The organism is Tropicibacter naphthalenivorans (assembly GCF_900176475.1).
Lineage (GTDB): Bacteria > Pseudomonadota > Alphaproteobacteria > Rhodobacterales > Rhodobacteraceae > Tropicibacter > Tropicibacter naphthalenivorans.
Window position 1 is genome coordinate 153,220 of sequence record NZ_FWXX01000001.1, and the last position, 23,255, is coordinate 176,474.

Annotated in this window: 22 protein-coding genes; 14 read left to right on the plus strand and 8 right to left on the minus strand. The window is 64.3% G+C overall.

Features of this window, described 5'->3' with window-relative positions:
- Positions 1-156 precede the first annotated feature (156 nt).
- Entirely contained in the window at positions 157-1,068 is a 912-nt protein-coding gene (locus tag B9A11_RS00690) for a 3-dehydrocarnitine:acetyl-CoA trimethylamine transferase BcoG (protein WP_058246256.1), read from the minus strand.
- A 181-nt stretch (positions 1,069-1,249) separates the two neighbouring features.
- Here B9A11_RS00690 and B9A11_RS00695 point away from each other — a divergent pair, with 181 nt between their 5' ends.
- The 3 genes from B9A11_RS00695 to B9A11_RS00705 all read left to right on the plus strand — a co-directional run bounded on the left by B9A11_RS00695 (position 1,250) and on the right by B9A11_RS00705 (position 4,087).
- Positions 1,250-2,101 carry a transketolase gene (locus B9A11_RS00695; protein ID WP_058246255.1) on the plus strand — a complete coding sequence of 284 codons (852 nt, stop codon included), beginning with the start codon at positions 1,250-1,252 and terminating at the stop codon, positions 2,099-2,101.
- Positions 2,102-2,186: 85 nt separating this feature from the next.
- Entirely contained in the window at positions 2,187-3,230 is a 1,044-nt protein-coding gene (locus B9A11_RS00700) for a transketolase family protein (RefSeq protein WP_083499745.1), read from the plus strand.
- Between the two features lie 101 nt (positions 3,231-3,331).
- Positions 3,332-4,087, plus strand: coding sequence for an SDR family NAD(P)-dependent oxidoreductase (locus tag B9A11_RS00705; RefSeq protein WP_058246254.1), 756 nt, complete (start codon positions 3,332-3,334; stop codon positions 4,085-4,087).
- A 138-nt stretch (positions 4,088-4,225) separates the two neighbouring features.
- On the opposite strand, the gene B9A11_RS00710 is transcribed toward B9A11_RS00705, so the two are convergent.
- The 3 genes from B9A11_RS00710 to B9A11_RS00720 form a co-directional block, all read right to left on the minus strand.
- Positions 4,226-5,206: a LysR substrate-binding domain-containing protein gene (locus B9A11_RS00710; RefSeq protein WP_058246253.1), complete on the minus strand. Its 981-nt coding sequence runs from the start codon at positions 5,204-5,206 to the stop codon at positions 4,226-4,228.
- 84 nt (positions 5,207-5,290) lie between these two features.
- Positions 5,291-6,136 carry a fumarylacetoacetate hydrolase family protein gene (locus tag B9A11_RS00715; RefSeq protein WP_058246252.1) on the minus strand — a complete coding sequence of 282 codons (846 nt, stop codon included), beginning with the start codon at positions 6,134-6,136 and terminating at the stop codon, positions 5,291-5,293.
- A gap of 24 nt (positions 6,137-6,160) precedes the next feature.
- Positions 6,161-6,856 carry a GntR family transcriptional regulator gene (locus tag B9A11_RS00720; protein WP_058246251.1) on the minus strand — a complete coding sequence of 232 codons (696 nt, stop codon included), beginning with the start codon at positions 6,854-6,856 and terminating at the stop codon, positions 6,161-6,163.
- Between the two features lie 230 nt (positions 6,857-7,086).
- On the opposite strand from B9A11_RS00720, the gene B9A11_RS00725 reads away from it, so the two are divergent.
- From B9A11_RS00725 to B9A11_RS00755, 7 genes are all read left to right on the plus strand, one after another.
- Positions 7,087-8,109: a TRAP transporter substrate-binding protein gene (locus B9A11_RS00725; RefSeq protein WP_058246250.1), complete on the plus strand. Its 1,023-nt coding sequence runs from the start codon at positions 7,087-7,089 to the stop codon at positions 8,107-8,109.
- 158 nt (positions 8,110-8,267) lie between these two features.
- The gene (locus B9A11_RS00730) at positions 8,268-9,074 is read left to right on the plus strand and encodes a TRAP transporter small permease subunit (RefSeq protein ID WP_058246249.1); all 807 of its coding nucleotides are present in this window, start codon (positions 8,268-8,270) and stop codon (positions 9,072-9,074) included.
- Entirely contained in the window at positions 9,074-10,672 is a 1,599-nt protein-coding gene (locus tag B9A11_RS00735) for a TRAP transporter large permease (protein ID WP_058246248.1), read from the plus strand. Before B9A11_RS00730 ends, B9A11_RS00735 begins: the two co-directional genes overlap by 1 nt.
- 74 nt (positions 10,673-10,746) lie before the next feature.
- Positions 10,747-12,237, plus strand: a complete 1,491-nt coding sequence (locus tag B9A11_RS00740) for a UxaA family hydrolase (RefSeq protein ID WP_058246247.1) — start codon at positions 10,747-10,749, stop codon at positions 12,235-12,237.
- Positions 12,238-12,328: 91 nt separating this feature from the next.
- Entirely contained in the window at positions 12,329-13,387 is a 1,059-nt protein-coding gene (locus tag B9A11_RS00745; protein WP_058246246.1) for a Gfo/Idh/MocA family protein, read from the plus strand.
- A gap of 54 nt (positions 13,388-13,441) precedes the next feature.
- Entirely contained in the window at positions 13,442-14,164 is a 723-nt protein-coding gene (locus B9A11_RS00750; protein WP_058246245.1) for an SDR family oxidoreductase, read from the plus strand.
- 46 nt (positions 14,165-14,210) lie between these two features.
- Positions 14,211-15,119 carry a DMT family transporter gene (locus B9A11_RS00755; RefSeq protein ID WP_058246244.1) on the plus strand — a complete coding sequence of 303 codons (909 nt, stop codon included), beginning with the start codon at positions 14,211-14,213 and terminating at the stop codon, positions 15,117-15,119.
- A gap of 69 nt (positions 15,120-15,188) precedes the next feature.
- Here B9A11_RS00755 and B9A11_RS00760 read toward each other — a convergent pair whose 3' ends face one another.
- Entirely contained in the window at positions 15,189-15,926 is a 738-nt protein-coding gene (locus B9A11_RS00760; RefSeq protein WP_058246243.1) for an SDR family oxidoreductase, read from the minus strand.
- Positions 15,927-16,039: 113 nt separating this feature from the next.
- On the minus strand, positions 16,040-17,821 hold the full coding sequence (locus B9A11_RS00765) for an IlvD/Edd family dehydratase (RefSeq protein ID WP_058246242.1): 1,782 nt from the start codon (positions 17,819-17,821) through the stop codon (positions 16,040-16,042).
- A 129-nt stretch (positions 17,822-17,950) separates the two neighbouring features.
- On the opposite strand from B9A11_RS00765, the gene B9A11_RS00770 reads away from it, so the two are divergent.
- On the plus strand, positions 17,951-18,430 hold the full coding sequence (locus B9A11_RS00770; RefSeq protein ID WP_058246241.1) for a hypothetical protein: 480 nt from the start codon (positions 17,951-17,953) through the stop codon (positions 18,428-18,430).
- 1 nt (position 18,431) lies between these two features.
- Positions 18,432-19,124 carry an RraA family protein gene (locus B9A11_RS00775; RefSeq protein ID WP_058246240.1) on the plus strand — a complete coding sequence of 231 codons (693 nt, stop codon included), beginning with the start codon at positions 18,432-18,434 and terminating at the stop codon, positions 19,122-19,124.
- Between the two features lie 125 nt (positions 19,125-19,249).
- Here B9A11_RS00775 and B9A11_RS00780 read toward each other — a convergent pair whose 3' ends face one another.
- Together B9A11_RS00780 and B9A11_RS00785 are read right to left on the minus strand one after the other, a co-directional pair.
- The gene (locus B9A11_RS00780) at positions 19,250-20,170 is read right to left on the minus strand and encodes an NAD(P)-dependent oxidoreductase (protein WP_058246239.1); all 921 of its coding nucleotides are present in this window, start codon (positions 20,168-20,170) and stop codon (positions 19,250-19,252) included.
- 45 nt (positions 20,171-20,215) lie between these two features.
- The gene (locus tag B9A11_RS00785) at positions 20,216-20,977 is read right to left on the minus strand and encodes an SDR family oxidoreductase (protein ID WP_058246238.1); all 762 of its coding nucleotides are present in this window, start codon (positions 20,975-20,977) and stop codon (positions 20,216-20,218) included.
- Positions 20,978-21,195: 218 nt separating this feature from the next.
- On the opposite strand from B9A11_RS00785, the gene B9A11_RS00790 reads away from it, so the two are divergent.
- Positions 21,196-21,798 carry a LysE family translocator gene (locus B9A11_RS00790; protein ID WP_058246237.1) on the plus strand — a complete coding sequence of 201 codons (603 nt, stop codon included), beginning with the start codon at positions 21,196-21,198 and terminating at the stop codon, positions 21,796-21,798.
- On the plus strand, positions 21,788-23,182 hold the full coding sequence (locus B9A11_RS00795; protein ID WP_058246236.1) for an FAD-binding oxidoreductase: 1,395 nt from the start codon (positions 21,788-21,790) through the stop codon (positions 23,180-23,182). Before B9A11_RS00790 ends, B9A11_RS00795 begins: the two co-directional genes overlap by 11 nt.
- Positions 23,183-23,255 lie beyond the last annotated feature (73 nt).

The following is a 23,255-nucleotide window of genomic DNA, read 5'->3' on the forward strand; positions in this document are numbered from 1 at the left end:
CTTTTTTGACTGCACACCTAACGGTGTGACGGGCAGAGCCCCCCTTCTTTTTTGACTGCACACCTAACGGTGTGACGGGCAGAGCCCCCCTTCTTTATGACTGCGCACCTCCGGTGCGACGGGCAGCGCCCCCTCCTATTCAGAAGCGCCCCCCCCTCAAACAGGCGCGCGCTTCACCAACCCCAGCTTCTCGCGCACCTCCGCAGGCCCGATCACCCGCGCGCCCAGCCGCTCGATGATCCCCACCGACCGGTCCACCAACTGCGCATTGGTCGCCAAAACGCCCTTGTCCAAGAACAAGTTATCCTCCAGCCCCACGCGCACATTCCCGCCCGCCAAGACACTGGCCGCCACAAACGGCATCTGGTGCCGCCCCAACGCAAAGGCGCTGAACGTCCAATCGTCCGGCACCGCGTTCACCATCGCCAGGAACGTGTTCAGATCATCCGGCGCGCCCCACGGCACCCCCATACACAGCTGCACCAAGGCCGGCGCGCTCAGCACCCCTTCGGCCACCAACTGCTTGGCAAACCACAAATGCCCGGTGTCAAAGGCTTCAATCTCCGGCTTCACCCCCAAGGCCTCCATCATCCCGCCCATGGCGCGCAGCATCCCCGGCGTGTTGGTCATCACGTAATCGGCCTCGGCAAAATTCATGGTCCCGCAATCCAGCGTGCAAATCTCGGGCGAGCATTCGGCCACATGGGCCACCCGCTCCTCGGCCCCGATCATATCCGTCGCCGCCGCATTGACCGGAAAGGGTGCCTCCACCCCGCCAAAGACGATGTCCCCCCCCATCCCGGCGGTCAGGTTCAGCACCACGTCGACCTCGGCATCACGTATCCGATCGGTCACTTCTCGGTACAGCGCCAGCCGCCGCGACGGCGCACCGCTCTCGGGGTCACGCACATGGCAATGTACCACCGCCGCCCCCGCCTTGGCCGCCTCGATCGCGCTGTCTGCAATCTCGCGCGGCGAGCGCGGCACATGCGGCGAGCGGTCTTGCGTGCCCCCCGATCCCGTCACCGCACAGGTGACAAACACCTCTCTATTCATCTCCAACGGCATCCACGCGCTCCTTATGCCCCAGTCCACCCGGCACACTCGACACTGCGCGCCCCCTCTCGTCAACCAGCGCAGAAATCACCAAAGAAAACTTAAAAAGCGCATTAGTATTCCTTAATTGCTCAAACCCCTCCTGCTTGCCAAAAGTCACTCAAAATCGCGTGAAAAACGCCGGAGGAGACACATGCAAACCGACACCGCCCACAGCGGCTCGAACACCAGCCTTGCGCGCCGTGCCTGGTCGATCCGCCGCACCGCCCTGCGCATGGGCGAAGTCCAGGGCCAAGGCTACATCGGCCAGGCCCTCGGCGTCGCGGATGTGCTCGCCACCAGCTATTTCCACGCCCTCAGCTACCGCGCAAACGACCCCGAATGGGATGGCCGCGACCGCTTCTACCTGTCCATCGGCCACTACGCGATCGCCCTCTATGCCGCCCTGATCGAAGCCGGGATCCTCCCCGAGGACGAGATCGAGACCTACGGCATGGACGACAGCCGGATGCCCATGTCCGGCATGGCCGCCTACACCCCCGGCATGGAAATCACCGGCGGCAGCCTCGGCCATGGCCTTGGCATCGCGGTCGGCGCGGCCCTCGGCCTGAAACGCAAACGCTCCGATGCCTTCGTCTACAACCTCATGTCCGACGGCGAGTTGGGCGAAGGATCAACATGGGAAGCGGTCATGTCCGCCGCCCAGCACCAGCTGTCCAACCTGATCTGCATCGTCGATTTCAACGACCAACAGGCCGACGGACCAACGACCCAAGCCCTCGCCACCACGCCCGAAGCGCCCAAATGGCAAGCCTTTGGCTGGCACGCCCAAACCGTCGAAGGCAACGATCTCGATGCCCTCGTCACCGCCTTCGACGCCGCCCGCAGCCACCCCGGCCCCCAGCCGCGCGTCATCATCTGCAACACCCTGATGTGCAAAGGCGTCCCCTTCCTCGAGGCCCGCGAAAGCAACCACTTCGTGCGCGTCGACGCAGACGAATGGGCGCAGGCCATCGCCCACCTCGACGCCAATATCCCCGCCTGACCGCCGCTTCTTTTCTTTCAAAATATCCCGGGGGGCTCCGCAGGAGCCGGGGCAGCGCCCCACCCCCACCACAAGGGACACCGCCATGACAGATCTCGCCCCCGGCCCCAGCAGCCGCCGCAAATCCAAATACACGCCCCGCAAGGCCCCCGACCAGAAACTGGCCACCTCCGCCATGATCGCCTCGCTCGACGCCGAAGGGCGCGAGACCATCGCCGCCCCCTTGGGCACCGCCCTGTGCGATCTGGCCAAAACCCGGGACGACATCGTCGGCCTCTCGGCGGACCTGTCGAAATACACCGACATGCACGTCTTTGCGAACGCCTACCCGGACCGCTTCTACCAGATGGGCATGGCCGAACAGCTGCTGATCTCCGCCGCCGCCGGCCTCGCGCGCGAAGGCTTCACCCCCTTCGCCACCACCTACGCCGTCTTTGCATCGCGCCGCGCCTATGACTTCATCTTCATGGCCATCGCCGAGGAAAACCTGCCGGTCAAAATCGTCTGCGCCCTGCCCGGCCTGACCACCGGCTACGGCCCCTCGCACCAAGCGACCGAAGACCTCGCGATCTTTCGCGGGATGCCCAACCTCACAATCGTCGACCCCTGCTGCGCCACGGAAATCGACCAAGCCACCCGCGCCATCGCCGACCACCCGGGCCCCGTCTACATGCGCCTCCTGCGCGGCAAAGTCCCCAACGTGCTTGGCGAATACGGCTACCAGTTCAAACTGGGCCAAGCGCAGATGATCCACGATGGACGCGACGTGCTGATGATCTCAACCGGCTTTATGACCATGCGCGCCCTCGACGCCGCCAAAGCCCTGCGCACGGACGGAATCGACGCCGCCGTCCTGCACGTGCCGACGATCAAACCCCTCGACGTGGACACCATCCGCGCCGAGGCCGCGAAAACCGGCCGCCTCGTGGTCACGCTCGAAAACCACACCATCGTCGGCGGCCTCGGCGAAGCCATCGCCGCAGACCTCTTGCGCAGCAACATCACCCCCGCCTTCAAATCCATCGCCCTGCCGGACGAATTCCTCGACGCAGGCGCGCTGCCCACGCTGCACGACCAATACGGCCTGTCCGTCCCCGCCATCACCGCCCGGATCAAATCCTGGCTCTGACCACCGCCCCCGGTTTCTTCTCTTTGGAAATATCCCGGGGGAGTCGACGCAAGGCGACGGGGGCAGCGCCCCCTCCCCGCCCCAAATATAGGACCAACCCCATGAAACTGCTCGGAAACAAAACCGCGATCATCACCGGCGCCGCCTCGGCGCGCGGCCTTGGCAAATCCACCGCCAAGCTCTTTGCCCAGCACGGCGCGCGCGTCGCCATCCTTGACCTCGACGCCGACGCCGCCTTGGCAGCGGCCAATGACCTGCCCGGCTCGGGCCACATGGGTCTGGCCTGCAACGTCACCGACTTTGAGGCCTGCAAACACGCGGTCGAAGTCGTCCTCGGCAACTTCCCTCAGATCGACATTCTGGTGAACAACGCGGGCATCACCCAGCCGCTGAAACTCATGCAGATCGAACCGGCCAACTACGACGCCGTGCTCGACGTCAATCTGCGCGGCACGCTCTACATGACCCAGGCCTGCCTGCCCGCCATGCGCGCGCAAAAATCCGGCGCGATCGTCAACATCTCTTCGGTCTCGGCGCAGCGCGGCGGCGGCATCTTTGGCGGCCCGCACTACTCGGCGGCCAAGGCGGGCATCCTCGGCCTGACCAAGGCCACCGCCCGCGAATGCGCGCCCGACGGCATCCGTGCCAACGCGGTCTGCCCGGGCTTTATCGCCACCGACATCACCGGCGGCGCGCTGACGGACGACATGATGACCCAAATCCTTGATGGCATCCCCATGGGCCGCGCGGGCGAAGCCTCTGACGTGGCGGGTTGCTGCCTGTTCCTCGCCTCGGACCTGTCCGCCTATGTGACCGGCTCCGAAGTGGACGTGAACGGCGGCTCGCTAATTCACTGACGCGAAAGCCCCGTCTTTCGGGGCAGAGTGGGCAAGGTCATGCCTGCCAAGGCGTGACAGCCCACACCCTCGCCGCATCGCCACAGGCCGGAGGCCAGCGCAACCGCCAGTTCAGCCCCACGCGCGCGGGGCTGTTCCTTACCCGCTCTCGCCGCGCAGCAATTCCTCTTGCGGATCAAGGCGTTCTACCTGCAAACCATGCAGCGCCACCAGCCGCGCCACCTCGGCCCCGTGCGCTTCGGCCTGCTCGGCCAGCCAGCCCAGAAAGCCGCGCACCACGCGCCGGTTCAGGTGCCGCGCCGGGCACAGCGCCCAATAGGCCGGGAACTGCAAAACCGGCAGCGCGGGCAGCATCGGCACAAGCCGCCCTTCGGCCACTTCACCCGCCGCCAAGGCCAGCGATTCCAGCACCACGCCCGCCCCGTCGACCGCCAGCTGCAAGCCCATGGACGAGCGGTCCATCAAGACCTTCTTGCGGTTCGCGGCCACGTCCAAGCCATTGCGCAGCAACCAAAAATCCCACTGGCACAGGGCGCGGGCACTGTCGATCAACCGGCATTGCTCCAGCATCTCGGAAGGCGTGCCGGGGGTCAAAGACGCCAGATAAGACGGCGCCACCAGCGGCAGGACCGCGTCCTCCAAAACCGGCTCGGCGTGAAAGCCCTGCCACGCGCCGGTGCCGTAGCGGATGTCCAGATCCATGATCTCGCGGTCGAAATCGGTGGGGTCCGGGGCGGCGTCCACCCGCAGATCCCAATCGGGATGCAACCGCAGAAAATCCGCCAGACGCGGCCCCAGCCAGCGCACGCCGAAACTGGGCGAGACCCGCAGGTTCAGCCGCCGCATCTCGTGCTTTTGGCCAAGGGCCGCCTGCGCCTCTCGCAGCATCCGGATCGCGGTGGCCGAGGCTTGGAACAGCTGCTCGCCCTCCAGCGTCAGGCTCAGCTTGCGGCCCTTGCGGCGGAACAGTTTGACGCCCAGCTGCTCTTCCATCAGGCGCACCTGCTGGCTGACCGCCGAGGGCGAGACCGACAGCTCTTCGGCGGCGCGCGACAGCGATCCGCGCCGCGCCACGCATTCGAAATACAGATGGGCATTGAGTGAAGGAGGCCGCGCCATACCGCTTAATCCCCTAACCTACCAGAGTTTCACGAAAAAAGGCCGCCCCGCGCGGGAACGGCCCTCCCCTGCCGATGGGCAAGGTTACTCCGCCGCGACAGCGGTCTGCTTTTGCGTGCCCAGCTTTTCGACGGTGATTTCCATCACGTCGCCGGGTTTCAGGAACCGCTGCGGGGTCATGCCCATGCCCACACCCGACGGGGTGCCGGTGGCGATGATGTCGCCCGGTTGCAGCTTCATGAACTGGCTCATGTACGACACGATTTCGCGCACGCTAAAGATCATGTCCGAGGTGTTCGAATCCTGCACCGTCTCGCCGTTCAGCTTGAGCGACACGTCCAGTTTTTGCGGATCACCGATTTCGTCGGCGGTCACCAGATAGGGGCCAACGGGGCCAAAGGTCGGGGCGGATTTGCCCTTGATCCACTGGCCCAGCTTCTCGATCTGGAATTCCCGCTCGGAGACGTCGTTGATGGTGCAATAACCCGCCACGTAATCCAGCGCGTCCTCTTCGGAGACATACAGCGCCTCTTTGCCGATGATCACGCCCAGCTCGACTTCCCAGTCGGCCTTGGTGGATTTGCGCGGGATGATCACGTCGTCGAACGGGCCGGACAGCGCCGAAGACGCCTTGGAGAACAGGATCGGTTCCGCCGGGGCGTCCATGCCCGATTCCTTGGCGTGCAGCGCGTAGTTCAGGCCGACGCAGAAGAAGTTCGGCACCGAGGCAAGGCAAGCGCCGATGCGGCCCGGATTTTCCACCACCGGCAGGGTTGTGACGTCGATCTTGGCGATCTCGGCCAGCGCCTCGAGCGACACGCCCGCGCCCGCGAAATCGGCGACCTTGCCGGACAGATCACGCACATTGCCATCCGCATCCACGATGCCCGGCTTTTCCTGCCCTGCCGGGCCAAAACGCAGCAGTTTCATTAGGTTACCTTCCTCTCTGGTGTCTTACTTGGCGGGGGGTTCCACCCGCTCGGGTGTCTCTGGGGGCAGCTCTTCGCCCTCAAGTTTGAAATACTCTGTGACGTTGTCCAGCAGCGCTTCGAGGTGCGCATAGAGCGTCGATTGCGCCGCCTTTGGGTCGCGCGCGCGCAGCGATTGCACGATCTCGTCGTGCTGGCGCAGCACCCGATCGCGCGAGCGTTTGCGCGTCGCCGACAGGTAGCGCGCACGCCACAACCGGGCGAGGATCGCGCGGTGCGCCTCGGCCAGAACCGGGTTGTTGGACGCGCGTGCGATGGCGCGGTGAAACTCCATATCCAGCTCGAACACGTCGATCATGTCGAGGGTGTCATAGTCGCGCGCCATGCGGCCTGCGACCTCGGCGATCTCGTCGATCTGCGCATCGGTCGCCCGTTCCACCGCCAGCTTGGCCGACAGCAGTTCGAGCGAGGTCAGCACCTCGATATTGTCCGCCACCTCGCGAAAGGTGGGCTGCGCAACAATGGGCGAGCGCGCCGGACGCAGCGTCACAAGCCCCTCTTTCGCTAAAATCCGAATCGCCTCGCGCATCGGAGTGCGACTGACACCCATCTCTGCGGCGTTGTCTCTTTCCTTGACTTGCGATCCCGGCGCCAGATTCCCCCTCAGGATCTCGCGCCGGAGATGATTCGCGATATTTTCCGCGAGCGTTTCATCCGACATGTATGCGGCCCTATCCTTTTGGTTTTGCGATGTTTTCGCCGCTTTCTCAGCGCCCTGCAAGAGCGCCCTCCCATAAGTGAAATTTGGTATACCAAAAATCCTTGCCAGTCCACACTGCTTTGGTTAGCTTGGGTTTGCGAGATGGTATACCATCTGGAAATGGCAGGGTCCGAGCCACCCTGCCAGCATCTACGAAAGCGGTCTGAGGAGGCCGCACAGGGAGGATAAAAATGAAGCTCAAGTCGATTCTCAAATCGGCGGCCGTTGCGGCTGTCGCATGTGTGGCCACCGCGGCCAGCGCGCAGGACGTGACCCTGCGCATCCAGACGCACTACGCATCCGAGCACCCGTCGGGCAAGCTGGCGGCGCAGTTCATCGACGACATTCAGACCATGTCGGGCGGCGAAATCGCCATCGAGATGTTCTACAGCTCGTCCGTCGTGGCCACGACCGAAACCTTTGACGCGGCGATCAACGGCATTCTCGACTGCGACATGACCGGCGGTGCCTACCAGACCGGCAAGAACGCGGCGTTCCAGTTCGTCGGCGACATCATGGGCGGCTATGACACCCCGTGGCAGCAGATTTCCTGGCTGTACTACGGCGGCGGTTACGACGCGGCGCAGGAGCTGTACAACCAGAACGACATGCAGCTGATCGGCTGGTGGCTGTACGGCCAGGAATCGCTGTCCTCGTCCAAGCCGATTGCCGGCCCCGAAGACCTCAAGGGCTGGAAGTTCCGCTCGCCCCCCGGTCTGGAAACCGAGATCTTCACCGAGATGGGCGCATCGCCGATCGTGATGGACTTTACCGAGATCTTTACCGCGCTGGAAACCGGCATCATCGACGGGGCGGACGCCTCGGGCCTGTACAACAACGTCGGCCTTGGTCTGTATGACATCGTCAAGCACGCCACCTACCCCGGCTTCCACTCGATGCCGTCGGACCACCTGGCGTGCAACAAGGGCGTTTGGGACGGTCTGTCCGAAAAGCACCGCCGCATCATCGACACCGCGATGCAAAAGCTGACGCTGCACACCGCCCTGTCGAACGAGAAGAAGAACGCCGAAGCCGCAGCACAGCTGACCGCCGCTGGCGTGACGCTGCACGACTGGTCCGCTGAAGACCGCGCAGACTTCCGCAAGGCCGCTCAGGCATCCTGGGCTGGCTGGGCTGAAAAGTCCCCCGAAGCGGCTGCTCTGGTTGAAAGCCACAAGGCGTATCTGACCGATCTGGGTCTGATCACCGAATAAGCGCTGGCCCCATCGCCACGTTTCAAAAGCGCGGCGAGCCCTTGTAGCGGGGCTCGCCGTTTCTTTACCCGCCCGTCCGCCTCCGAGCAGTTTGACCATCCGTCAATGTGAGGTGTGCTGCGAACGACAACCCTTTCATGACAGTGGGGAGACTGCGCATGGAACAGGAAAGCGTCTGGCTGGGGTCCTTCCGAAAACCGATCCGTCTTGGGATGATCGGCTTTGGAGGTCTGACCTTGATCCTCTTCGCCATACTGATTTTGAACCAGTTCATTTCGGCCGATGCGGTCGGGATGCACGAAATGATCCGCCCGGCGGGTCGTCCTATCGTCTTGGTCACGCTGGTGTCCCTGGCCTTGGCGCTGCTATTTGCCTCGCTGTTTCTCAGCGACGACAAGGGCGCGATCGAACCCGAACGCGACGGCTTTTTCGACATCCTGTCGCTGGTGTGTTCGCGCCTTGCGATGATGTCCATCGCCTTTATCGTGATCGTGATGTTCTACGAGGTGGTGTCGCGCTACGTGTTCTCGCGCCCGACCCTGTGGGCGAACGAGCTGTCGCTGTGGATCGCGTCGTTCGTGTTCCTGCTGGCGGGGCTGTATGCCATGCAGCAGCGCAGCCACATCCGCATCTACGTGATCTACGACATGATGCCCCGCTGGATGCAAAAGGCGGCGGACGTGATTTCCGTCTTTTTGATCTGGGTCTTTACCTTTGCGCTGATCTGGGGCGGCTACAACGACGCGCTGCGCCGGATGCTGCGGATGGAAACCTTTGGCACCGCGTGGGATCCACCCATCCCCGGCACGCTGAAACCTGCCCTGCTGTTTATCATCCTTCTGGTGGCCATTCAGGCTTTGTCGAACCTGATCGCCGACTGGAACAAAGAACCCGAAGTGCACACGGATGAGCCCGACGAGGCCGAAATCGAAGCGCTCCGCCGCACTCTAGAGGACCCGAAGTAATGGTCGATATCGGTACACTCTCCCTTATCCTGCTGCTGGCAATGTTCGCATTGCTGGCCATCGGGATGCCGCTTGGCTTTGCGTCGGCGTTCCTCGCCGTGGTGACGCTGGTGCTGAAATTCGACGTGGACATCCTGTTCCGCACCTTTGGCCAAGGCCCGTTCAGCGTGCTGGGTCAGGCGGTCTACCGCCAGATGACGAACTACGTGCTGATCTCGGTGCCCCTGTTCATCTTTATGGCGGCGCTGCTGGAACGCTCGGGCATTGCGCGCGACATGTATTCGTCCTTGAACGTCTGGCTCAGCCGCACCCGTGGCGGCATCGCCATCGTGACTTCGGTCATGGCGGTCATCATGGCGGCCATGTCGGGCATCATCGGCGGCGAAGTGGTTCTGCTGGGCCTGATCGCCCTGCCGCAGATGCTGCGCCTTGGCTACAACCAGAACCTCGCCATCGGCACGATCTGTGCGTCCGGTTCGCTGGGCACCATGATCCCGCCGTCCATCGTTTTGATTTTCTACGGTCTGGTGACCGAAACCTCGATCAAGGCGCTGTTCACCGCATCCTTCCTGCCGGGCTTTATGCTGGCGATGTTCTTTATCATCTACATCATCGTGGTGACGCAGCTGGACCCGTCCAAAGCCCCTCTGCCCCCCGAAGACCCCACCCAGCCCAAGGGCGGTGAAAAGGGCAAGATGTTCCTGGCGTTTGTGGCCAAGTTCGTCTTTCTCGGCGCGCTGTGGTTCATCGGCCTGCTGCTGCTGATCTCGCTCTTCTCGGGTGGCAAGATGTCGGACGACGGGGTGCGCACCGTGTGGGAAGCCAACCTCGGCACGATCATCAAGCTGGCGATTGCGGGGGCCCTTGGCTTTGGCGCGACGCTGCTGCTGGGCCGCGAGCGTACCAAGGCGGGTTGGGACATGGGCAAAGGCCTGATCGCGCCCATCGTGGTGGTCGGCGTTGTGCTTGGCTCGATCTATGGCGGCATCACCGGCATCACCGAAGCCGCTGCCATGGGGGTGATCGCGGTCTTTGTGATCTCGGTCGTGCGCCGCGAGATGACGTTTGAAATCGTCTGGGACAGCCTGATGCGCACGCTGAAATCCACCGGCACCATCATCTGGGTGACCATCGGTGCCGCAGCGCTGGCGGCGGCCTATACGCTGGCGGGTGGCCCGACCTATGTGGCCAACCTGATCGTCGGTGCGGACATGCCGACCATGGGTGTGATCCTGCTGATGATGCTGATCTTTTTGATCATGGGGATGTTCATGGACTGGGTGGGCATCGTGCTGCTGATCATGCCGGTGTTCCTGCCCATCGTGACCCGCCTGCCCGCCGAGGAAATCGGTTGGCTGGGGTCGATTGATGCGCGCTACATCCCGATCTGGTTCGGTGTGGTGTTCTGCATGAACATGCAGGTCAGCTTCCTGTCGCCGCCCTTTGGCCCGGCTGCCTTCTACCTCAAATCGGTTGCCCCGGCGCATATCTCGCTGACGGATATCTTCCGCGGGTTCCTGCCCTTCATCGCGCTGCAATTGCTCGCGCTGCTGGTGCTGCTGGCCTGGCCGCCGATCATCACGATCTTCCTCGACTAAGGGGAACTTGGGCCGGGACGTGAACGCGCCCCGGCCTTTTCTTTGACGACCATTCCTGAACGCATGAGAGCCCCATGAACACCGTCCGCCTGTCCGACGCCGACAACGTCGTCACCGCCATCCAAGCGCTGGAGATCGGCCAAGAAGGCGCGATCCAGCCCATCCCGCGCGGGCACAAGATCGCCACCTGCGATATCGCCAAGGGCGCGGCGGTCACCAAATACGCCCAAGTCATCGGCTACGCCGCCGAGGACATCGCCAAGGGCAGCCATGTGCACACGCACAACCTGGACTTCCGCAATGTCGACACCGCCTATGAGTTCGGCACCAACCTGCGCCCCGTGGCCCCGGCGGCCACGCAAGACACCTTTATGGGCTACCGCCGCGCCACGGGCCGCGTAGGCACGCGCAACTATATCGCCGTGCTGACCTCGGTGAACTGTTCGGCCACCGCCGCGCGCAAGATCGCCGCGCATTTCACCGATGAGCTGCTGGCCGAGTACCCCAACATCGACGGCGTGGTGGCCTTTGTGCACGGCACCGGCTGCGCCATGGGCGGCGATGGCACGGGCTTTGAGGCGCTGCAACGCGTGCTCTGGGGCTATGCCCGCAACCCCAATATCGGCGGCGTGCTGCTGGCCGGTCTGGGCTGCGAGATGATGCAGATCGACTGGCTGATCGAAGCCTACGGCCTGAAATCCGGCCCCACCTTCCAGACGATGAACATCCAGGACGTGGGCGGTTTGCGCAAAACGGTCGAGCTGGGGATTTCCAAGATCGAAAAGATGCTGCCGGTGGTCAACGACGTGCAGCGGACCGAATGCCCGGCGTCCGAGCTGATGGTGGCGCTGCAATGCGGCGGCTCGGACGCCTGGTCCGGCATCACCGCCAACCCCGCCGTGGGCTATGCCTGCGACCTGCTGGTGGCGCAGGGCGGCACGGGCGTGCTGGCCGAGACCCCCGAAATCTACGGCGCCGAACACCTGCTGACCGCCCGCGCGGTGGACCGTGCCGTGGGCGACAAGCTGATCGGCCTCATCAAGTGGTGGGAAGACTACACCGCGCGCAACAAGGGCTCGATGGACAACAACCCCTCGCCCGGCAACAAGAAGGGCGGGCTGACCACGATCCTCGAAAAGTCGCTGGGCGCGGCAGCCAAGGGCGGCACCACGCCGCTGACCGGGGTCTATAACTACGCCGAGCCGGTGACCGCCAAGGGCTTCACCTTCATGGACAGCCCCGGCTACGACCCGGCCTCGGTGACGGGGCAGATCGCCTCGGGCTGCAACCTCGTGTGCTTCACCACCGGGCGCGGCTCGGCCTTTGGCGCGAAACCCTCGCCGTCCATGAAGGTCGCCACCAACACCGAGATGTACAATCGCCTGCACGAAGACATGGACGTGAACGCCGGGACCATCCTGTCCGAAGGCCGCAGCGTCGAAGAGGTGGGCCGCGAGATCTATCAGATGTGGCTGCGCATGGCCTCTGGCGCGCAAACCAAGAGCGAGGCGCAGGGTCTGGGCGATTTCGAGTTCGTGCCGTGGCAGATCGGCGCGGTGATGTAATGACAGTGCGGGGCGCGACCAAATTCCTTGCAAGGAATTTGCAAAACTCTTGCAAGAGTTTTGGTCCCGCGCGCGAAGAAGAGGTGCACCCATGACCCTACCCTTGTGCGTGATCGGAGCGGGCTCCATCGGCCAGCGCCACATCGAAGTGGCAGGCCTGTCGGACCACGTGCGCCTCACCGCCGTTGTGGAACCCAACGCGGGCCTGCGCGACCAGCTCGCCCAAACCGGCCTGCCCATGGTCGCCGCGCTCGACGATGTCCCCGCAGACACCCGCGCGGCAATCATCGCAACCCCCACTCAGGACCATGCCCTCAGCGGCGCGGCCTGCATCGCGCGCGGCTGGGCCACCCTCGTGGAAAAGCCCACCGCGGGCACCTTGGACGCGGCCCGCGCCCTCGTCACGCAAGCCGACACCGCCGGGGTTCCGCTCTTCACCGGCCACCACCGCCGCTGCCATCCGTTCTCGATTGCCGCCCGCGAGGCCTTGGCCCAGATCGGCGATCTGGTGGGCGTCCAAGGGCTGTGGTCCTTGCGCAAGCACACCACCTATTACGACGCCGACTGGCGGCGCGCGCCCGGCGCGGGGCCTTTGCTGACCAACCTCACCCATGAGATTGACCTGATGCGCTTTCTCGTCGGCGAAATGCTCGAGGCCTCGGCCCTCCTGTCCTCGGCGCAGCGCAGGTTCGTGATCGAGGACACCGCCTCTATCGCCTTCCGCTTTGCCAATGGCGCTTTGGGGTCTTTCCTGATCTCGGATGCCGGGGCCAGCCCTTGGTCCTTCGAGGCCGCCAGCCATGAAAACCCCGCCATCGCCGGATCGGATCAGGACTACCTGCGCTTTGTCGGCAGCGACGGCGCGCTGGCCTTTCCCTCGCTCACCCGTTGGGGGCGGTCCGGCCCGGGCGAGATCGAGTGGTCCAAGCCGCTGACAAAACTCCCCGGGCAAAGCTTCCCCAGGATCGACCCCCTTCTGGCACAGATCGACCGCTTCGCCGCCGTGGTGAACGGGGCTGCGGATGACGTCCTGTGCACCGGCGCGGACGGCATCAAGGCCATGGAAATGACGCTGGCCGCCGCCCTCTCGGGGCATCGCGGCCACCCCGTCAAAGCGGGCGATGTGCCCGGCAATTACACCGGCGTCTGACGCGGGCCATCAGGCCCGAGGAAGCGCCCCAAGACAGACCATAGGAAGACAACCATGAGACTACAGGGCAAACGCGCCTTTATCACCGCCGCCGGTCAAGGCATCGGCCGCGCCATCGCCGAAGGCTACATCCGCGAAGGGGCCACCGTCATCGCCACCGACCTCAACGCCGATCTGCTGGCGGGGCTGGACTGCGAAACGCAGGCGCTGAACGTCATGGACAAAGCCGCCGTGTTCGACGCCATCGGCCCCGCCGGCCCGGATATCCTCGTGAACTGCGCAGGGTTCGTGCACGCCGGGACCATTCTGGAGGCCACCGACGACGAGTTCGACTTTGCCTTTGGCCTGAACGTCAAAGGCCAGTTCCACACCATGCAGGCCGCCCTGCCGGGGATGCTGGAACGCAAGGGCGGCTCCATCGTCAACATCGCTTCAGTCGCAGGCTCGATCCTCGCCGCCCCCGGCCGCTGCGTCTATGGCGCGTCCAAAGCCGCCGTCATCGGCCTGACGAAATCGGTCGCCGTGGATTATGTCAAGGACGGCATCCGCGTGAACTGCATCTGCCCCGGCACCGTGGACAGCCCGTCGCTGCACGACCGCCTGCGCGCCATGGGCGACTACGACGAGGCCCGCAAAGCCTTTGAGGCGCGCCAGCCCATGGGCCGCATCGGCACCCCCGAAGAAATCGCGCATCTGGCGATCTACCTCGGCTCGGACGAGAGCGCCTTTACCACCGGTCAGGCGCATGTGATCGACGGCGGCTGGGCGGCGGCCTAAACCTGCGGGCGGGGCGCTGTCCCCGCCGCTTTCCCAAAGGCAAGACATGGCACACCCCCAACCCAGAGAAGAGCGCACCGCCGCTGGCGTCCTGCTGATGGCGCTGGCGGTCCTGTGGTTCACCTGCATCGACAGCTCGGCCAAGTGGCTGATCCTCGGCGGGCTGCCCGCGCTACAGGTGGTGTTCACACGCTACGTGGGGCATTTCCTCATCGCCGTGCTGGTCTATGGCACCCGAGACCGCGCGGCGTTCCGGTCGAACGCGCCGGGCAAGCAGCTGCTGCGCTCGCTGTTCCTGCTGGGCAGCACGGTGCTGAACTTCTCAGCGCTGCAATTCCTGCCGATCACGGTGACAACGACGATCATGTTCGCGGGGCCCATCGTGGTGACCCTACTGGCGATCCCGATCCTGGGCGAGCGCGTGGGCCTGCGGCGGCTGGTGGCGGTCTGCGTCGGCTTTGTCGGGGTACTAGTGGTGATGCAGCCATGGGGAGCGAGCTTTCACCCGGCGATGTTTTTGACCCTGGGGGCGCTGTGCATGGCGTCCATGTATTTCATCATGACGCGCCTCTTGGCAGGGGTCGAGGCCAACGCCACGCAGCAGATCTGGTCCTCGGGGATTGCGTCTTTGGCCTTGGCACCGTTCGTCTGGCAAGCGTGGGTCTGGCCGACGGGCAACGGCTGGATCGCGTTTGTGTTGATCGGAGCCTTTGGCGCCATGGGCCACATCGCCGCGACAACAGCGCACCGCTGGGCCGATGCGTCGATCCTCGCGCCGGTGATCTACATCCAGATTTTCTTGGCGGCGGCAGCGGGGGTGATGCTGTTCGACACATGGCCGACGGTATGGACGCTGGGTGGCGGGCTGATCATCGTCGCTTCGGGCTTGTATATCTGGCAGCGCGAACGGGCGGTGCGCGGCAAAGTCAGACGTCCCGTTCCGGCCACGCGCTAAGCGCAAAAGAAATGGGGAGGGCGCTGCCCTCCCCAAACCCCTCCCGGGATATTTGCAAAGAGAAGAAGCCTAGCCCCGCCCGATATACGGCATGTTGGTTGCCATGACGGTCATGAACTGAACATTGGCATCGAGCGGCAGGTTGGCCATGTGCAGGACCGAATTGGCGACATGGGCCACGTCCATGACGGGCTCGATGGCGATGGAGCCATCCGCTTGCGGAACACCTTGGGTCATCTTCTCGGCCATGTCGGTCAACGCGTTGCCGATGTTGATCTGCCCACAGGCGATGTTGTACGGGCGCCCATCCAGAGAGATGCTGCGCGTCAGTCCGGTGACCGCGTGCTTGGAGGCCGTATAGGGCGCAGAGCCCCAGCGCGGCACGTCCGCCGACACCGAGCCGTTGTTGATGATCCGCCCACCTTGCGGGTCCTGCGCCCGCATCCGCTTGAACGCCGCCCGCGCGCAGATGAACGCGCCAGTGACGTTGACCTCCATGCAGCGTTTCCAGTCGGCCACGTTGATCTCGTCGATGGTCGCGCCCATCACCGACACGCCCGCATTGTTGAACAGCGCATCGATACGCCCCCACTCTGCCGCCGCCCGGTTAAAGATCTGCTCCACCTGCATTTCCTGCGCCACATCGCCCGGCAAAACCAACGCGTTCTTGTGACCCGCCGCCACCTCTTCCAAAGGCCCCGGCTGCCGCCCCACAAGGCCAACCTTCCAGCCCGCCTCCAGAAACACCTTCGCACAAGCCTTGCCAATCCCGCGCCCGGCGCCGGTGATGATAATCGTCTGCGTCACCCCAGACCCCTCCCCTAACTGTCTTCTTCTCTTTCAAAATATCCCGGGGGTGAATGCGCCACCGGCGCAGAGGGGGCAGCGCCCCCTCCCCCACCCCGAGGCACGCGACCGCCTCAGTGGTTATCTCGCGGCAAATCCCGGGCGACCTTCTGATAGGCCGTCGCCAGTTCCAGACAGCCACCATCGGACAGCTGCCCCACATGCGTGCGGTAGATCTCTTGCCACGGGGTCTGATGCCGCAATTCGGGCGCTTTCCAGGCGGCAACCCGCTCGGCCCACTCCGCCTCATCGACCAAAGCGTTCATGCTCGACGTGTTCAGGTCCAGCCGCACTGTGTCGCCCGTTTTCAAAAACGCGAGCCCCCCGCCGACCACCGCCTCGGGTGAGGCGTTCAGGATCGAGGGCGACTCGGACGTGCCCGACTGCCGCCCATCCCCCACCGTCGGCAGGTGGTTGATGCCCGCACGGATCAGCGCATCGGGCGGCTGCATATTCACCACCTCGGCCGAGCCGGGATAGCCCAAGCAGCCCACGTTGCGGATGAACAGAATGCAGGTCTCGTCAATCTCCAGCGACGGGTCATTGATCCGGTCGTGGTAATCCTCGGGGCCTTCGAACACGATGGCCCGCGCCTCGTAAATCCCTTCGCGCCCGGGTTCGGACAGGAACCGCTTTTGGAAGTCCTCCGAGATCACGGACGTCTTCATCAAGGCGCTGTCGAACAGGTTCCCGGACAAGACCTTGAAGCCCGCGTTGGGGCGCATCGGCGCGTCATAGGTCTTGATCACATCGGTATCGACGCTCTCGACCCCGGCCAAATTCGCGCCCATGGTGTTGCCCGTGGCGGTCATCGCTTGGGTGTGCAGGCGCCCGGCCTTCATCAGCTCGCCCATGACCGCCGGCACGCCGCCCGCGCGGAAAAAGCTCTCGCCCAGGTACTCGCCCGCCGGCTGCATGTTCACCATCAGCGGCACGTCATAGCCAACGGTTTCCCAATCCTTGACGTTCAGATCCACCCCCGCGTGCCGGGCAATCGCCTGCAAATGCGGCGGGGCATTGGTGCTGCCGCCAATCGCGGCGTTCACCACAATCGCGTTCTCAAAAGCCTCGCGCGTCAGGATATCCGACGGCTTGAGGTCATCATACACCATCTGCACGATGTGCTTGCCGGTCTCATAGGCCATGGCCATGCGCTCGCGGAAGGGCGCGGGGATCGCCGCGTTGCCGGTCAGCGACATCCCCAAGGCCTCGGCCATGGCGTTCATCGTCGAGGCCGTCCCCATCGAGTTGCAATGCCCCAAGGACGGCGCCGAGGAACACACCCGGCCCATGAACTCTTCGTAGTCGATCTTGCCCTCGGACAGCAGACGGCGGCTCTCCCAGATGATGGTACCGCTGCCCGCGCGCTTGCCCTTCCACCAGCCGTCCAGCATCGGGCCGCCGTTCAGCGCAATCGCCGGGATGTCCACCGTGGCCGCGCCCATGAGCATCGCAGGCGTGGTCTTGTCACAGCCGGTGGTCAGCACAACCCCGTCGATGGGATAGCCGTGCAGCACCTCGACCAGACCCAGATAGGCAAGGTTGCGATCCAGCGCCGCCGTGGGCCGTTTGCCTGTCTCTTGGATCGGATGCACCGGGAATTCCATGGGAATACCGCCCGCCGCGCGGATGCCCGCCTTGATCCGGTCCATCAGGAACACGTGGATCTTGTTGCAAGGGGCCAGATCGCTGCCGGTCTGGGCGATGCCGATCACCGGCTTGCCCCCTTGCAGCTCTTCGCGGGTGTATTCCTGGTTCTGGTAGCGCTCGACATACAGCGCGGTCATGCCCGGATTATTGGGATTGTCGAACCACTCTTGGCTGCGAAACCGCTTGTGCGCGCGGGTGTCTGACATAGTTTATCTCCTCCATGCGCGCGTTTTCCCGATTCCCGGCCCGCGCGTCGCTTGCTCCATACTCACAAAATGGTATACCAAATGCAAGAGCATCCGATCGAGGAGGATCGGTGCCACCCCGGAGGAGCCATGTTCAAACCCCTTATCGCCGCCCTCGCGGTGGGCCTTGCCGCGCCCGCCAGCGCCGAGGTCGACCTGACCGCCGTCACCGCCTGCATCGACAGCGCCCGCACGGACGGCACCAACCCCAACCTCTGCGTGGACACGGCGCATCAGGACTGTCTGGTGGACAGCGCCGAAGCCCCCGCCGCCGCCACGCTGTGCTTTACCAAGGCGCGCGAGGCATGGTCCCAAGGCATCGCCGCGCGCATGGAGACGATCCGTGCCAATGCGCCGGAAAAACTCGCCGCCCTCGCCGGGATCGAAGTCAAATACGACCTGATCTCCAGCCTGACGCAATGCGACCGCCTCGAAGAACTCGGCCAGCTCCAAGAGGCCGAGGCCGAAACCATCCTGCTCCAGAAAACCCGCTGCACGGCCACCGCCTCGGGGCTGGCCTACACCCGGCTGCTCTGGCGCCTGCCCAACCCCGACACACAGGACAAGTGACATGATCGAAGATCCCGCCAAGCTGACGCTGATCAAGAACGCCCCCCGCCCGACGCAGGCACAGATCGACGCCTTTGCAGGCATCCCCACCGGCTTTGTCTGTGACGCCATGGACGGCATGGGCGCGCTGGCCACGGCAATCTCTCCGCTGACCCCTGCGCAGCACGCCACCGTCCACGGCCCCGCCTTGGTGGCTGACAACGGCCCCGCTGAAATCCTCGCAACGCTGGCCGCCGTCCACATGATCCAACCCGGAGACGTGGTCGTCGCCGCCGTCCAGGGGCACCAAGGCTGCTCGGCCTCGGGCGATCAGCTCATGGGGATGATGGTCAACGCCGGGGCCGCAGGCTTTGTCACCGATGGCCCCATGCGCGACGTCGAAGGCATTGAACTGACCGGCATGAACTGCTGGTGCACAGGCCTCAACCCTGCTTCGCCCTACGCCCACGGCCCCGGCACGGTGGGCGGCGCTGCGGCGGTCGGCGGGCGCATCATCGCCACGGGGGACATGATCATCGCCGACCGCAACGGCGTGGTGGTCGTGCCTTACGCGCGCATCGACGAGGTGATCGCCAAGCTCGAAGACGTCAAAAAGGCCGAGATCGACCTCGAAACCAAGGTCAAATCCGGCTTCAAGACCCCGCTCGACCTCGACGCCATGCTGGCAGACGGCACCGCCAAAGCCATTGGCTAAACCCAAAAGGCCCCCGCGCCAATCCAGACGCCGGGGGCCTATTTCTCTACCGCCTTCTTCTCTTTAAAAATATCCCGGGGGAGCCGCTCTGCGGCGGGGGCAGAGCCCCCTAACCCCCGACCGGCTCACGACCCCTTGCGCACCTCATCCTCCAGATCGACGCCATTCAACCGCCCCACGTGATCCGACAACCACGGCACGTAGTCCTCACCATGTCCAATCGCCTCCACATGGGTGAAATACTGCCGCGTCGCCGCCCCGATCAGCGACAAAGCCCCCGCCTCCGCCGCCATGGCATTGGCATAGCGCACATCCTTGGACGCATTGGTAATCGTGAACTTATGCGCGTCCTTGTTCCGCCCGACGGTATACTCCATGAACGTATCAAAGAACCCGTTGCCAAGACGGCTCGACCCGATGACCTTTTGCACGGTCTGGGGCGAAATCCCCACTTTCGCGCCCAAAACCGTCGCCTCGGCATAAAGCGCCGCATAGGACATGGCGATCATATTCATCAGTAGCTTCATCTTGTGCCCGGCGCCCACGCCGCCCACGTGGTTGATATTGCCCGCCCAGCACGCGATCACCGGCAAGACCTTGGCAAAGACCGCGTCCTCGGCCCCAACCATCGCATCCAAAGTGCCTTCCTCGGCCTCCTTCGGGGTCCGCCCCAAGGGCGCATCCACCATATGCGCGCACTTCTCTCCCAAAGCCTGCGCCAGCCGCGCGGTCGAGGTCGGATCGGCGGTCGAAGTATCCACCACGATCAGCCCTTCGCGCGCCCCGGCCAGGATCCCGTCCTCGCCGCCCATCACCGCCTCGATCAGAGGCGAGTTCGACAGGCACAGATGGATGATATCGCACTGCTCGGCCATCTCGCGCGGGGTCTGCACCTCGGTCGCCCCACGCGCCACCAAATCCTCCACCGGCGCGCGATTTCGGTTGCCCTTGATGACCAAGGGATACCCCCCCTCAAGGATATTCTTCGCCATGCCGTGGCCCATCAGACCCACGCCGATAAAGCCGATCACCGGTGTGTCACTCATTGTCTCTCCTCCCCTCATGTGCCGGTCCTCCCCGGCGATAAGCCCTTACAGACTGGTGGAAATCCCCCCGTCCACGAACAGCGTATGCCCGTTGACAAAGCTCGCCGCGTCCGACGACAGGAACACGCAAGCGCCCACCAACTCTTCGACCTTGCCCCAGCGCCCCGCAGGCGTGCGCTTTTCCAGCCAAGCGCTGAACTCTGGATCCTCGACCAAAGCCTTGTTCAACGGCGTGTCGAAATACCCCGGCGCAATGGCGTTGCAGTTGAGACCATGCTTGGCCCAATCGGTGGCCATCCCCTTGGTCAGGTTGCCCACAGCGCCCTTGGACGCGGTATAAGGCGCAATCCCCGGACGCGCCAAAGCGGTCTGCACCGAGGCGATATTGACGATCTTGCCCGCCCCGCGCGCGATCATGTGGCGCGCAACGGCCTGGCCCACGTAGAACACCGAGTTCACATTGGTGCGCATCAGACGGTCAAAGGCGTCTGCGGGGAAATCCTCCAAAGGCGTGCGATGCTGCATCCCCGCGTTGTTCACCAGAATGTCGATGGCCCCATGGCTGGACTCAAAACCGTCGATGGCAGCCCGCACCCCGTCTGCGTCCGTCACGTCAAACACGAGTTCCTCGACCTCAAAGCCCTCAGCGCGCAGACCTGCCGCCGCCTCGGCCAATCGCTCCGCGTTGCGGGCATTCAAAACAACCCGCGCCCCAGCCTGCGCCAAGCCGCGCGCCAAGGCATAGCCGATTCCCATGGACGAGCCGGTCACGAGCGCCCGGCGCCCGGTCAAATCAAACAATGTCATCTATCCTCCCTGCCCCACTTCGCCCCCGCGCGGACCAAAACTCTTTCAAGAGTTTTGCAAATTCCTTGCGAAGGAATTTGGCACCGCGCGGGGCAAGCGGGGCGTTGACATTCTGCGGTCAAAGCCGTTTCATCGCAAATGGTATACCATTTCGGGCGCGATGCAAGCGCACCCGGCGGGAGGAACACACTCATGTCACGCGATCCGGCAGGCGGCCCATGCTGACCTTTGCCGCTGCCGTTCTGTTTTTGCTGATCACCCCCGGCCCCGGCGTTCTGTCGACGGCCGGTCTGGGCGCGGCCTACGGCTTTCGCCCCAGCCTGGCTTACGTCGCCGGCCTGTTCATCGGCACCAACCTCGTGGCTCTCGCGGTGATCTCGGGCGTGGCGGCGATTGTGCTGTCGGTGCCGGTCATCCGCACCGTTTTGATGGCCGCCTCCACCGCCTACCTGCTGTATCTCGCCGTCCGCATCGCCTTTGCCGGGGCGCGTATCGCCTTTGTCGAGGCCAAGGCCCCGCCCGCGCTCCTTGCCGGGATTGCGCTCCAGGCGATCAACCCCAAGGCCTACGCCGTCAACACAACCCTCTTCGCAGGCTTCCCCTTTTCGGGCAGCATCCTCGTCGAGACCCTCGCCAAATTGCTGATCGTCAACGCCTTTTGGGTCCCGATCCACCTTGGATGGCTCTGGGCCGGGGCCAGCCTGCACCGCCTGAACCTCTCTGCCACCGCGCAAAGACGTATCAACTTTCTCATGGCTGCTTCCATGCTTCTGGTCGTGGCCCTAGCCCTTTACTCAGGACTGACATCCCATGCCGCATGACGCCGCCATTGCCGAATTGCACAGCCTTTTGGGCGACCGCCTCGTGACCTCTGACGCCGAGCGCACCCTGCACGGCCAGAACGAGACCTACTACCCCAACACGCCCCCCGACGCCGTCGCCTACCCCGAGACGACGCAAGAGGTCAGCGAGATCGTCAAGATCTGCGCACGGCACAACTGCCCAATCACGCCCTATGGCGCGGCCTCGTCGCTCGAAGGCCAGCATCTGGCGCTGCATGGCGGGATCAGCCTCGACATGGCGCGGATGAACACCGTCCTGCGCGTCAGCCCCGAGGACCTCAACTGCACCGTGCAGCCCGGCATCACCCGCATCCGCCTGAACGAAGAGCTGCGCTCCACCGGGTTGTTCTTTCCCGTCGATCCCGGCGCGGATGCCTCTATTGGCGGAATGGCGGCGACGCGGGCGTCGGGCACAACGGCGGTGCGCTACGGCACAATGCGAGAGAATATCCTTGCGCTCGAGGCGGTTATGGCCGACGGTACGATCATCCGCACCGGCACGCAGGCGCGCAAATCCTCGACCGGCTATGACCTGACGCACCTGCTGATCGGCTCCGAAGGCACTTTGGGCATCATCACGGAACTCACGCTGAAACTGCAAGGCCAGCCAGAAACGGTCAGCGCCGCCACCTGCCGCTTTGACACCGTCGAAGACGCGGTGAACTGCGTGATCCTGACCATCCAGAGCGGCCTGCCCATGGCGCGGATCGAACTGCTCGACCACATGATGGTACGCGGCTTCAACGCCTACGCCAAGGCCGGGCTGCCCGAGGTGCCGCACCTGTTCCTCGAATTCCACGGCTCGCCCGCCAGCGTCGCCGAGCAGGTCGAAAGCTTTGCGGCCATCGCCGAGGAATTCGGTGCCACCGGCTGGCAAACCGCCACCAAGGCCGAAGACCGCACCGCCCTGTGGAAGATGCGCCACAGCGCCCATTACGCCAGCGCGGCGCTGGGCAGCGGCGGGCATATCTGGCCGACGGATGTCTGCGTGCCGATCTCGCAACTGGCCGAAGCGGTCACCCAAGCGCAAGAGGACGCGGTGCGGCTGGGGCTGACCTCGACCATCGTGGGGCATGTGGGGGATGGCAACTTTCACGCCGGGCTGTCGGTGGACCCGGAGAATGCCGACGAAATGGCCCGCGCGCATGAGTTCACCCACGCGCTGGGCGAGACGGCTCTGCGCCTTGGCGGGACGGTCAGCGGTGAGCATGGCATTGGCATCGGCAAGCAGAGCTTCATGGCGCAGGAACATGGGCCCGCCGTCGCCTTTATGCGCGCGATCAAACAGGCGCTGGACCCGCAGGGCATCCTCAACCCCGGCAAAATGCTGCCCTCCGCAGACCTCGCAGCCGCCGCCGAATAACACGACATTAACAGGGCGCGGGGACCAAATTCCTTAAACAAGGAATTTGCAAAAACCTTGCAAGGTTTTTGAC